Here is a 13339-nt window from a genome sequence, read left to right as displayed (position 1 = left end):
GAATCATGACTCCCCACCCCCCGCTCAAGCTGGTCGACAGCGTTCAGGCGATCAACTGGAACCGCATCATCGACGACAAGGACCTCGAGGTCTGGAACCGTCTGGTGAACAACTTCTGGCTGCCCGAGAAGGTGCCGCTGTCGAACGACATCCAGTCGTGGAACACGCTCACCGAGGAAGAGCAGCTGCTGACGATGCGGGTCTTCACCGGCCTCACCCTGCTCGACACGATCCAGGGCACGGTCGGCGCCGTCTCGCTGATCCCCGACGCGATCACTCCTCACGAAGAGGCCGTGTACACGAACATCGCGTTCATGGAGTCGGTGCACGCGAAGAGCTACTCCTCGATCTTCTCGACGCTCGCGTCGACCAAGGAGATCGACGAGGCGTTCCGCTGGTCGACCGAGAATCCGAACCTTCAGAAGAAGGCTCAGATCATCATGGACTACTACCAGGGCGATGACCCGCTCAAGCGCAAGGTCGCCTCGACGCTGCTCGAGTCGTTCCTCTTCTACTCGGGCTTCTACCTGCCGATCTACTGGTCGTCGAAGGCCAAGCTGACGAACACGGCCGACCTGATCCGCCTCATCATCCGCGACGAGGCCGTGCACGGGTACTACATCGGCTACAAGTTCCAGAAGGGTCTCGAGAACGAGACCGAGGAGCGTCGTCAGGAGCTGAAGGACTACACCTTCAACCTGCTGTTCGAGCTCTACGACAACGAGGTGCAGTACACGCAGGACCTCTACGACGGTGTCGGCCTGACCGAAGACGTCAAGAAGTTCCTGCACTACAACGCCAACAAGGCGCTGATGAACCTCGGCTACGAAGCGATGTTCCCCTCGACCGTGACGAACGTGAACCCGGCGATCCTGTCGGCGCTCTCGCCGAACGCCGACGAGAACCACGACTTCTTCTCGGGCTCCGGCTCCTCTTACGTCATCGGCAAGGCTGAGGCCACGGAAGACGACGACTGGGACTTCTGAGTCGCTTTGTGCGGAGTCACGCATTGCGGCGCCGCCACATGTTGAAGTTGGCACGCGTTATACGACCCGGCACTGATTCGGCAGTTGGCGCAAGAGACCATTGAGAGTGGGGTGCGAGGCATATGCCGAACAAACCGCACCCCACTCCGAAGGATCTCACCGCTTCGTGGCCGGACGAGCCATCTCCTGACCCGGCGGGTGAGGCGACACGGCAGTTCGTCATGAATCTGCGAGGCGCGATGGGCGATAAGAGCATCCGCCGCGTGGCGAGCGAGGCCGGGCTCGACGAGGGGTCCGTGAGGCGGTGCTCACAGGAGCTGCATGGCCACATCTGCGGGCGATGGTGATGCTCGAAGAGTCCCTCGGGGTGCGGTTGTACCAGAGGTAGTTCCGGCAACTATTCCCGCTCGTCAAGAGTCTGCAATTACCAAGCACGGAGGCCCGTCATGGCTGATGCACGCCCACCGCGACCTGTGTTCCCTTCTGCGCCTCGGGCGGAGGAAGCGACGGACTCGCCTGAGACTTTGTTCGGTGAGCTTCGTCGTCGGAGGGACGGAGTCGGCGCACTGTGGTCCCATCAGGTGGATCAACTTCGCGAGTACCACCGTGACCACCTCAGTGATCCTGACGTGGCCCTCGAGCTACCGACAGGGTCAGGCAAGACTCTTGTGGGGTTGCTCATTGCTGAGTGGCGACGTCGGGCGTATCAGCAGCGGGTGGTCTACGCGTGCCCCACGAGGCAGCTGGCGATCCAGGTGGCAGAAGCTGCGGCGCAGCAGGGGATCAACGCGCACGTTCTCGTTGACTCCCACCACGACTGGGACCCACGACACATTTCGGCGTACACGCGGGCTCAGGCCATTGCTGTCACCACTTACTCGCACATCTTCAACACGAACTCGCGGTTCAAGAACGCGAAGACAGTGCTGTTCGATGATGCACACGCGGCCGAGGGCTATGTCGCCGAGGCATGGGCGCTGGAAGTGAAACGGACGTCGAGCGTGTACGACGACCTGTTCGACGCGTTCGGGGACACCCTCGACTCTCACCTTGCGGCGCGGATGGTCGGCGAGGGGCCCGACACTGCGTCTGTCGGTGAGGTGCGTCTGCTCCCGCAGCGGGCTGTTCACGATGCTCTCGCCAACATCATCTCGGTGCTCGATGCAGGGCTGGAGGAGTACTCGCAGGAGTCGTGGCGCTTCCAGATGATTCGGGAGCACCTGACGTCCTGCCTGTTCTTCGTGTCGCGCAGCAACTGGTATATCCGTCCGATGATCCCGCCGACGTTCGAGCATGCCGCTTACACGGACCCTGCCCAGCGGGTGTACCTGTCTGCGACGCTCGGTGAGGCCGGTGAGCTCGAGCGCGCGTTCGGCCGAACCGAGATCGCTCGGATCGCGGCTCCGGAGGCGTGGGAGCGGACAGGCAGCGGCCGGCGGTTCTTCGTCTTCCCCGACCTTGCGCGGTTCGACGCCGACTATGACACGACCATCGAACCGGATCCAGACGAACTGGACGGTGTCGATGTCGACGAGGAGCCGACAGCGCTGAAGCGGATTGCGGACCTGGTCGACAAGCGACTCATCCTCACGCAGAGCAAGTCGGACAGTGCCGGTATCGCCGGGCACCTCGACATCCCGAAGGCGGAGAGGATCGTCGCGTCGGACAAGGCAGTCGCGAAGTTCAAGGACGCGGAGGCGGGGACGTTGCTCGCTGCGAACCGCTATGACGGCATGGACTTGGCGGGAGACTCGTGCCGCTTCATGGTGATGTCGGGTGTGCCCACCGCGTCTCACTTGCAGGACAAGTTCCTGAGCGGGAAGTTGCGTGCGGGGGAGGTGCTCGCCGAGCGCGTGCGCACCCGGATCGTTCAGGGGGCGGGCCGGTGCACGCGCGGACCACAGGACTGGGCAGTCGTTGCCATCACTGGCCAGGACCTGATGCGGTACCTGTCGGACCCCGACAACGTGCGGTCGATGCCTGTCGACCTTCAGGCGGAGATCGAGTTCGGTCTGGCGGCGAGCAGCACGAACTACACCAACCTCGTCGCCTTGACGTACAGCGCTCTCGAGCAGGACGGTGACTGGCGCGATAACGGTGAGGATGCCATCGCTACGTATCGGTCGCGTGCCGAGCGGGTCGCTCAGCCCCTGGCCACGCAGTTGGCGGAGAGCGCCCCACGTGAGGTCCGCGCCTGGCAGAAGGCATGGCAGGAAGATTGGGAAGGCGCGGGTAGGGCTGCAGTTGCAGTGCTCCAGGGGCTGACGGATCGAGATGCGCGCTCGTACCGCGCGTTGTGGGCGTACTTCGCCAGCGCATGGTTCGGGCTCTCAGCTGAGAAGGGGAACGTCGCGGCCACGGCTCGCTCGGCGGAGATGTTGCGCATCGCGCATGGCGCGTCGCCGGGTGCGGTGTGGCTGCGAGAGATGCAACCGCTGCCGGCTGCTGAGGTCATCCCGGATGCATGGGACGATGACGCCGTCGACCGGGTGCTTGCCCTCGTCAGCGGACCGCTTCGATCTGCCAGCAGATTCGGAACTCTCTCGCAGACCATGCTGAACCAGCTGGGTCAGACAGAGGCTACCCAGTACGAGCTCGGTCTCGTTGAGCTGGGCCGGTTCCTCGGCGCCGATTCATCGAAGTCTTCCCGTGATGGCAACTGCGACGCGGCGTGGGTCTGGCAGGATCTGTGGGTCACCGTCGAGGCCAAGAGCGAACAGACCGCGAACAGCCTCAGCATGGGTTACGTCCGCAAGGCCAACACTCAGCTCGATTCGCTCGCCGCTTTGAGGGACCAGGAGGAGCCTCCGGCGGGATCCGTCGGTGTCATCGTCGCCCCCAGCAAGGTGGTCGAGCCGGGGGCTGTCCCCATCGCTGCCGCGCATCTGCACTTGTGCACTCCAGACGAGATTCTCGACATCGCTCATACCGCTCATCGCGCCCTCGCTGCGATCCGCGCCGGGGTGACCCTGACCGACGCTAACGCGAAAGCGGCGATCCAACAGCACCTCTGGGACCACCGCGTGCTTCCGTCGCAGGTAAAGGAGCGGCTAACGGGCTACCCGATCCGTGGAGGAGCTTAGCGCAGCGACGAAGGGGATCCAAAGGTCGGTCTTCGGACGTCGCGACCACCAATTCGCCGCCCCTCTCCGCACCCCATGGACGAAAGCTCCATCTGAACCAGTAGGACGAGATAGAGGAGAAGTCTGAGATGCAGAGGCATCCCGGCCGAAAAGAGGCCCGCCCCGTCACGTGGGATCAATTCAAGTTGGCTGTCCGCAAGGCTGACCGGGACAGCCTGCTCCTGGAGGCAGCGAGGGTGACCGCGATGTTCGCCAACGACGAAGACATCGACGAGTGGAAACAGTATGGCGTGACACCCTGGACTATCGCCGACGTTGCACGGACAGCACTCGCCTGGGGGGGCCCTGGCCGTCAACGGGCGGACATTACCACCTTGTTGCGGCTCAGTAGCATGAACGCCCAACTCCTCGATGAGGACCGCGCCCCCTTCGCAGGAGCCGATGACCTGCCGCCGGAGCTCATCGACGCTGCGCGGGAGCAGTTGGGCCGGATGTTGGCGCGCATCTTCTTCGAACAGTTCCCCGGGCAGCGCTCGATTCTGGCGGGCGTGGCTCGTTCCGTGCTGCTTTTCGGGTCGGCGGTCGAACTCCCGGAAGACTTCGCACCAAAGGTGATGACCCCGGGGTGGTTCGAACGGATCACTGGGGGGATAACATTCGACGACTACATCGAATCAGTTTTCCTCTTCTCAGTCCTTGCGCAGCAGCGTGCCGGTGTCGTGTCGCTCGGCGTTCTCGACGCTCCAGGAATGCTCGAACTCTCGGAGGTATTCCCGCTCGATGCCGCTCGGCGAGTCTTCACCGAACACCTCGTGACGACCATTGCTGACTTCAAGAAGACCAATCGAGAATGGCAAGACTCTCTCCCCAGCTCTCAGAAGAAGTTCGCCTTCAACCCCCTCACCAGCAGGCCCTTTGTTGAGGGGATCGCCTCTGAGTCGGTAGCACCGTGGACGCAAGCAGTTATCCAGAAGGCGCTCCCGCCGTCAATCTACTTCCTACCTCCAACCGAACTCCGTAACGCCTTCGCCACCGACCTCGGCTCGGTGTTCCAGCACTACACAGGCCGACAGCTTGATCTCGTCGGCGGCGAGCGACTGGTCCTCCCTGAGGTGCCATACAAGTCAGCTGGCAACTCCATCGATTCGTGCGACTGGTTCCTCGACCTACCCGATGTGTTGGTGCTCATCGAATGTAAAGCGCGGCAACCGATTGAGTCGCTGCGCGTGGGCGGGGAACTCTGGATGGGCTCGATTGAAGACAGCATTGGCAAAGGAATCTTCCAGCTGAACCGCTCGAACCGGCACATCGACCTGATTAGCCAGCGCCACCCGGAGATCAACACCACCAAGCGTCGAGTCGGGATCGTCGTGACGCTGGAACCCTTCTATCTCAACCAGAACTGGTTGATTCGAGAGCGGATGACGGACCAGGCCGAGTACCCCATTGGGGTGCTCTCCGTGGGAGAGCTCGAGAATCTAGTCCTCCTTGACGCTGCGGAGCTTGGCCGGGCGCTGCTCGAAGCTGCCGCTGCTGCAGAAGACAACGTGATGCTTCTCAGTTCGGCGCTCACGCAGGCGAAGGGCCGCGAGAACCCTCTGCTACTCGATACCTGGGATTCGATGCGAGTGTTCCGAGCTATTGACAGAGCGGCAGAGGCCCTCGGCCTGCCGCCCGAGGAATCCTGAGCATCGGCTCAACGAGCACAGGCCGCTGCTTCGTCTGATGGGCAGAACATGATGGGAAGGTCACCCCGGGAGATGCTACGACGGGGCCTCAGGCGCGCGGTCGCGTGGCGCACTGACAGCCCGGTGACCTCTCCGCACCCGATGATCTGGCAGAGTGGTCGCGGGATCGGGAGGAGGACCGGCGTTGGGTAGAAAGGTCTCGCAAGAGCTGAGGGACGAGATCGTCTACGGCAGGGACCACGACCATGCACGCGTCTTCATCAGCTCCCGGATGAGGACAACCCTCGACACAGAACGCCTCGTGACCGCGGGTGCTGTCGACCGCGTGTCTGGGCATCGTGCTTGGTTCTGGGAACGCGACGCGGCGGTGGGCGAACTGCACTCCGAGCACGAGTGCGTCAAGTATGCGAAAACAAGTTCCGGCCTCATCCTCCTCGTGGATGGAGGGCTTTCTCCCATCGTCTATGCCGAGTATCTCGCGGCGCGGGAGGGCGGAGCGAACCGGTACATTCTCATCCGCAAGGATGCGAAACTTCCAGAGGACGTCTCCGAATTCATTAGAGAGCAGCAGACGTCCGAGGTCGTCACACGCAACTTCCAAAACGCGGATGAGCTCGACTCCCTTGTTTATGATGCATTGTCACGCGCCATCGTCAGGGCCATGACACTGGCGACCATCGACCGCCGTGAACGCCTTCCGGACGGAGGGGCCGATGACTGAGTGGGATCCGGAGCTCCCCGACAATTGGCGGGATCTCGACAACGGTCACGAGCTCGTTATGGGCGCGCTCATGCGCGCCTACCAACGGGGAGACGACGAGCACGTCGCCGAGCTGGCGGATGTTGCTGGTGAGCTCGCCGGGTACGGAGCTCTCGCCGCCGCGAACGCCCTTGCGAGTATCGGTGTCTCCTACGTGTTGGGTGTCCCGCTCGAGTCCGTGCTCGATGAGTACAAGAGCGAGACGCCGGTCAGCGAACGCGCGCGTCGCATCCGCACCGAGGCTCCGACGAGCGAAGTGGCGTCGAGGATTCTCGCCGTCGTCGCGTTCATTGCCCGTCGCGAAGGGCGGACCGGTGACGCCGTGGAGCTGTATCGCGATGCGGCGGAAGTCGCCGACGAGACAGGCGACTCGCTCCGAGCCGCACAACTCCTTCAGAGCCTCGGTGCCGTGCAGCACGAGGCGGGCGATATCGCTGAGGCCGGCAAGGTGACGGCGGATGCGCTCGAACGGTACCAGAAGCTCGGCGATATCGTCGGCGTAGTTGGGACCGAACTCAACCTCGTCGAGTATGCAGCAGTAGAGGATCGCATCGACGACGCTCGCCAGCGCCTGCGACGCCTTGAGCAGCGCGTGCAAGACGCTCGCGACCCTCATCTGACGGGTTCGTGGCTCGCGCGCAGCGCCGTGATAGACATCGTCGACGGTGAAGTACGAGCCGGGCGAGCTAAACTCCGGCGCGCAGTGCGGAATGCTGAGCGCCGGGGCGATACGCAACTGCAGGTCACGGCACTGGGGCATCTGGCGCAGTCACAGAGGGACGCTGGCCATCAGTTGCGAGCTATCGCGTACGCAGAGCGCGCTCTCGCGGCGGCGGATGACGCCGGTGACCCGGGGATGGTCGCGGACGCTGCTCACGAACTGGCCATCGACTACGCAAAGATCGAAGACTTCGAGCGGGCAATCCCGCTGTTGCGCCGCGCTGTTGAAAGGGCAGTGGGACTTCCACGAACCAGGGCACTGGCCGACCTGGGAGCGGTGCTTGTGTCTGAAGCACTCGCCGGGAGGGGAGTAGCCGAAACGACCGCCGAGGAAGAGGCGTCGCGGCTCGGCGAGGCGGAGCAGGTCCTGCTGGACGTAGTGAAGCAGTTGCTGGAGGAGGGCGACGAGGAATGGGCAAGCCGCGGGATCAGGAACCTCCGCGTGGTCTGGCTCGCATCTGGGAGTCTGCGGGAGGGCGCTCGGCAGCTTCGTAATTTCGCAGTTCATGCCGTGGGTGGGTCTCCAGGCTTTGCGGGCGAGTGCTTCAGGTTGTCGGGACTACTGCTGATGGACGCGGGCGCAGACTCATCTGAGGTGCTCGACCATCTGCGTTCAGCCGCACGTCTTCTCAGTACGGATGACGGTCCACATGCATCTCTGCTTCTCGACTATGCGGGTATTGCGGAGCATTCGTACCGTGCTCTGGATGTCGCGCTGGCGTTGTACGACGATGCGCTTGAGGAACTGTCGCCTGCGGAACAGCCGACCGTCTTCGGTAACGCCCTCAACGACTCTGCTTTGGTCTTGATGGAGATGGATGACGACGAAAAGGCGCTCGAACGCCTCGGAGCGGTCAGCGAGATCGCGCGGGAGCGCAGTGACCGTGTTCTGGGTTCGTTGGTCGCGATGAACATCGGCGAGATTCATGCGCGAGCGCATCACCCGCTCGACGCGCGTCCGCACTTTGAGAGAGCCGCGATGCAGGCGGAGGCGTTTGGAGACTACGAACGGGCAGCGTTGGCGCTCGCGTCACTGGCGAACACCTTCGTCAACGACGACGACGCCTCGAATCATGACCAGGCGCGTGCTGTCGCTCGACGCGCGGAGGAGCTTGCTGAGCGTTCTGGCGATGAGAACGCGCGGTCCCGTGCTGCGAGTGCGCTCGCTTCGCTTGCATTCGCTGACGGCGATCTCGATGATGCGTATCGCTACTGGGAGCAGGCCAGAGGCATAGCGGCTCCCAGCAGACGTCCGATCTACGAAGGGTTCATGCTCCATGCCCTCGCTAGCCAGCGGAATGGTGCTGCGTTCGGAAGGCAGCTCGAACGCTTCGTGCGCTCCTCACAGAAGAACCATACGGAGCTGCTTTTCGCTGAGCAGCTCTGGCCGTCGGCCAACGTATGGTTGCGTCACGGTGATGTGCGTCGCTCGGCGAAGGTGCTCGCCTACTCGATTCTCCTCGCTTCCGCGGGGCACAGCGCGACGAGGCGCGACAGCCGGGTTCTGTTCGATAACCAGGTGGCAGAAAGCGCGGAGGCCAACACCGCTGTCATGCGTGTGCTCGCGTATGCCGGCAACATGCTCACCATGGAGATCATTCCGGTCGACCTCAGAAGACGTCTACGCCCGGCATTCCTGAAGGCATTGACCGTTCACGGCGTAGCGGGGGACGAGGCCGCAACCATGGTCGCCTATATCGACGAGCTCGCTCAGGACGATGAATAACCCCATCTGCTCGGCGTGGTCGTGGAGAGACGCCTGGCGACAGATCGCAGTGCGATCGGCGATACTCAAGGATTGCTTGAGCATGCGTACCTGCCATGGTGCTTTCACTGCTGCTCCCGAGGGAAGATCACGGCAGGAGTGATCATCTCCACTGAGTTGGTGGTGGCTGAGCGGGCATCACCGCGCATCATGATGAGTACTCCGCCACGGATGGGAGCGCGAACGCCGCTTGGCCGCGTCGCGGGCATCTCGTCGCTCGGGTCGAGCGCCGCGTGGCTGAACGTTTGCAGCGTCCCGGTCCGCAGTCGCCTGTCATCGAGGCGTCAGCGCCCTGGGCAGTGGAACATGGGTTGCTCGGGGATGAACGAGCACCGCGCATGGAGCATGGGAGCCGCCGCATGGCTCTCCCAATCCACCTCTTCAGGACCGCCCATGCACTCCACCGACATCCATCCGTTCGCCTGCGACGACATCATCACGTCCACATGGGGGTCGAGATCATGACTATGTCAACTTCTATCAGGTGATACGGGCGACGCCGAAGACGGTCGTGATCCGGCGAATCGAGTCGCGTGTCACCGAGATCGTCGGACCGACTCGGGCCATCGTCGTTCCGATGCCGGGCTCGTTCCGGAGCGAAGGACAGCGTTGCCTCGTCGTTCACGACCACGAGGGCTGGCGCATCTACGTAACGAGCTGGGAGCAAGCCAAGAACTGGGATGGCATGGCGCGGTTGTCCCCGCGGTACGCGTAGGGAAGTTCGCGGGTCTAGGCGCCATTTGTTCCGGCGGCCCTTCTTATCGCAGTCAGGCTCGTCGAGGAGACGCTCCCGACGGCCGCCCTCGTTCTCGAGACATCGCTCGACGCACGCGGTACGAAGGATCCTGCGAAAGACGCGAGCGCACGTGAGCTTCTGTCGTCTTCGGAGTGCTCTCGGCCAGCGCCATAGCGAATACCTCCCGGACGCGAACGTCTTCGTCGGTCGAGAGGCGATCTCCGACGTGTGATGGTCCCCCGTGTCGAACCCACAGCTGGGACGCGAGGCACCGCATGGCCCAGCCTTGACCGGACAGGAACGCCGTATCGTCCTTGACGCTGTCCCCCAAACGACGGAGTGCTTGAGCAGGGAACGCGTCGGACCCCATTCCCAGCAGTGTGTAGACGATGCGGCGGACTTCTTCGTGTTCGGTCTCCGTTGTCGCGAGAAGACTCGCCAGGAGCGTTGCCCGCCCACGGATGTCGCTCCCCGTGGTTTCCAAACGAACGGCGCTGAGCGGGTGCGAGAACTGGTTGTCGAACATGTCCCGTTCGGACAGATCGGTCCCCGTGGACAGTGTGACCGCCCTCGGGAACAGGCGTTGCTTGGATTCATCATCGAGCTCTATGGCGAGATTCGTTGCCGCTGCGAGGTAGTCGCCCTTGTCGAATCCGCTGACGTGAGGATCCTCAGCTCGGCGCATCATCTCCTCGATGACGCGTTCACGCTCGGGCGAGGGCTGACTGACAAGGAGGAGCGAGTCGCCGATGGCGTTAGTGCCCACCGTGTGGACATCAGGGGAGTGCGCGAGGGGGGTCGTCATGCGATTCAACGCAGCAGCGGACGCCGATGGTGTCACGTCGTTCGGATCGGCATAGGCGAGCATCTCTGCGGCCCAGCTTTCGCCTTCGCCGACTACGGCGGCGAGGGCGGCGCGGGACAATTCGGGGTATTGGTCGAGAGCGCTTAGGGCAGAGCTCTTGCGGGCACCTTGGGCTCGCGCCATCAGTGGTACGAGGTGGGCGAGAGCGCGGGGCGCGAGGCTTGGATGAGCGCCGGCGATGCGCGCGACCAGGACAGCTTCGTCCTCGTCGTGGTAGCGGTAGTGGTTCGGCTCCACCTCCGGTTGACGTTCGAAGAACGCGAGCACTTCGTCTGCGTCGGCTTCGGACAGTCGTTCACCGAGCCTTGCGAGCGCCTTGAGGGCGTTATTGAACCGAGAGGATGAGTAGAAGGTGACATCTCGTAGCGAGCCGCCCTCAGCTGCGCGCAGGTCTGCGAGCACGTGCGCGGCTATGGTATCGACGCGGTCATCTGGGACGATGTCTGCCTGCGTCGCGATGAGGCGGTATGCGCTGCCGACCGTCCAGTGATTTGAGCCTTCGAGCTCGTCGACGACATCGATGAATCGGTTCGGGTTGGTCTCACCCAGCTTCTCGATTTCGTTAGTCGCGGAGGCGCGGATAAGAAGCCTGGCCGCTCGATCTGATTCATCGGATGCTTTCATCACCGCGGCCAGGAGGTTGCGTGCCTTTCGTTCCCCCGCCCAATCCGCGAGTGCAACAGCATCGCGGAGAGCTCGCTGCGCGGCGATGCCGGCACTTCTGAGGTTCTCCTGTCGCAGGTCGTCGTATGCGGATTCGAAGGCGTGAGCTGCCCGGGGGACAGGCGACGGGGCTGGATACGGCTGTTCGCCGAGAGCGATCTCCAATGCGATGAGATCTCCACTGTCAAATGGTCGCCAGTGACTCAGATATGCGCGCTTACTGAGGATCCAGGTTCCGGCGTCGTCCCAGTGCCGTGCGAGGGAGGCAAGTGCCGCCGCTTCCTCCCACCGGGTGACGGCTTCATCGATCTGCTCGTGCAGTGCGCAGTAGCGGGCGTACCGTGCAGCAATCAGTGGTGTCAGGTCCGAGGATATGAGCCGCCGCCGGGCACTGTCCAGTAGTGGCACCCAGGCTTCGGTCGCTTCAGCGACCAGGAGTTGCAGGCGGATTCGGTGGGTCTCGTTGACGGACGTATCGTCAGTATGTGCACCGAAGCTGGGTGCGGCGACCCGGAGCCATTCGTGGTCATCAAGCGCCAATGCAGTTTCGCCGGCGAGGACGAGCAGCCGGGCGCGGTCGCTCGTTTCACCGACCAAGAGCGAAGAGGGTTCGGGAAGTTGGCCCAGCGGATTGAAGTAGAGGCGGAAGGCTGCAGGCGGAACTTTCAGCAGATCCGCAATCGATGAGGGGTCTTCGAGCTCTTTCTCAAGCGTGCTGAGGCGTTGCGAGACCGACTGGGCGTTGCCTGTCAGGCCTCTGTCCAGTGCTGCCCAGACACTATCTACGAGCTGTCTCGCTGCCTGACGCTCGCGTCCGACGGCGACGAGCAACTTCGCGCGGGCCGGCTCATGGCGGTCTGCATGTGCTCCGAAACCAGCATCACGTAGTTTGGTCTGCGCTGCTTCGATGAGGGCGATTGTTGCAGCCGGGACTTCGGACGTATCCGCCTCATCGAGGAGGGACTGTGCGCCGGTGAGCTGCTCGGGGGAGCGAGTGACCGCGTCGGCGAAGAGACGTGCGTCGGTGTCGGCGATGACGGGTTGTCTGACTGCGTAGGGGCCGCAGAAGCTGAGTGCGGTCTCGTCCGTGAAGTATCGGCTCACGATGTCCGGGTGGGGTCGCAGAAGCTGTGACAGCCGGTGGGCGTCCCAGAGCTCCAGGGTGAGGCGAGGCTGCAACTCAGACTGGAGTCGGACAAGTTCGTCGATGACCTCCCTGCTGCGCACCAACCGACTTACTCCGACGATGAAGCGGTTGACGGTGAACGGGCGACGCGTGTTCCGGAACGCATCTACTGCTTCCCGAAGCGTCGCAGCGGTAAACGCCTTCTTCGCGTAATTCTTGCTCTGAAGAGCCGTCACGCTGCCGTCTGCGGCGGTCGCGATGAGGTCAAGGCCCAGTTGCTTCTGCCCGGGGTCTCCGTAGTGGCGTTCTTCTCTCAGTCCCAGTACTTCGAGCATCACCGTGAGCTGGATCGATTCGAACCGCTCCCAACTCAACTTGTCGAAAGGGAGGAGATCAAGCCGGTCGATGACTGGGGTGCCAACTCGATCTTGCTGCTCTCCGCTCGGCGCGGAGTCGGCGCGCACCGTTGACCGTTCCCGCACGCTTCCTCCTGGTCTCTCGGATGTTGATGTCTCTGGTGTGACGATACCGCGCGGATTCTGCGTGCCGTGGAGCATTGCTCACAGAGTAATGTAGGCGCCCTTGTCCCCGTCCTGAACGACAGGATTGTTCTGCACGTCTCCCTGGAGTATCTGACGCCTCGAGCAGCTGCGACGCCTCAGCGGGCACCAGCCGAGTGGACATGAGGTACTCGGCAACACCTGATTTGTCTGGGCTTAGAATCAGTGCCACGTTCTACGCTTCAGCAGCGGGGGCGGAGGACAGACTGACTTCAGTCGGCACTTGAGCCAACTACGTCGAATCCGGACCAATTGTGTCGACGCGGCACACGCTTGCTGAACACAGCGAAGAGGGCGGATGCTGCGGCATCCGCCCCCTTTCGTCGTCTGGTCATGACTATCCGTCAGGCCTGGGCGTCGTTCGGCCCAGCGTGTGCAGGGCGTCCT

6 protein-coding genes are annotated in these 13339 nt (G+C 63.0%); 5 read left to right on the top strand and 1 reads right to left on the bottom strand.

Annotation, left to right across the window (positions count from 1 at the left end; genetic code table 11):
• Positions 1-5: 5 nt before the first annotated feature.
• The 5 genes from nrdF (at position 6) to AB0N61_RS04280 (ending at position 8963) form a co-directional block, all read left to right on the top strand.
• Positions 6-986 (top strand): class 1b ribonucleoside-diphosphate reductase subunit beta, encoded by a 981-nt coding sequence (gene nrdF / locus AB0N61_RS04300; protein WP_167948500.1) that lies wholly within the window; start codon positions 6-8, stop codon positions 984-986.
• 446 nt (positions 987-1432) lie between these two features.
• Entirely contained in the window at positions 1433-4069 is a 2637-nt protein-coding gene (locus AB0N61_RS04295) for a DEAD/DEAH box helicase (protein WP_363361979.1), read from the top strand.
• Positions 4070-4197: 128 nt separating this feature from the next.
• A complete protein-coding gene (locus tag AB0N61_RS04290; protein WP_363361977.1) occupies positions 4198-5757 on the top strand; it encodes a hypothetical protein in 1560 nt (519 codons plus the stop codon).
• A gap of 184 nt (positions 5758-5941) precedes the next feature.
• A complete protein-coding gene (locus AB0N61_RS04285; protein ID WP_363361976.1) occupies positions 5942-6478 on the top strand; it encodes a hypothetical protein in 537 nt (178 codons plus the stop codon).
• Positions 6471-8963: a tetratricopeptide repeat protein gene (locus AB0N61_RS04280; protein ID WP_363361974.1), complete on the top strand. Its 2493-nt coding sequence runs from the start codon at positions 6471-6473 to the stop codon at positions 8961-8963. The genes AB0N61_RS04285 and AB0N61_RS04280 overlap by 8 nt, the downstream gene beginning before the upstream one ends.
• An 806-nt stretch (positions 8964-9769) precedes the next feature.
• Here the strand turns inward: AB0N61_RS04280 and AB0N61_RS04275 are convergent.
• Positions 9770-12949 (bottom strand): hypothetical protein, encoded by a 3180-nt coding sequence (locus AB0N61_RS04275; RefSeq protein WP_363361972.1) that lies wholly within the window; start codon positions 12947-12949, stop codon positions 9770-9772.
• Positions 12950-13339: the final 390 nt, after the last annotated feature.

The organism is Microbacterium sp. NPDC089320 (assembly GCF_040684875.1).
Lineage (GTDB): Bacteria > Actinomycetota > Actinomycetes > Actinomycetales > Microbacteriaceae > Microbacterium.
Note: the sequence above shows the minus strand (reverse complement) of the source record. Positions and strands in the feature narration are given on the sequence as shown.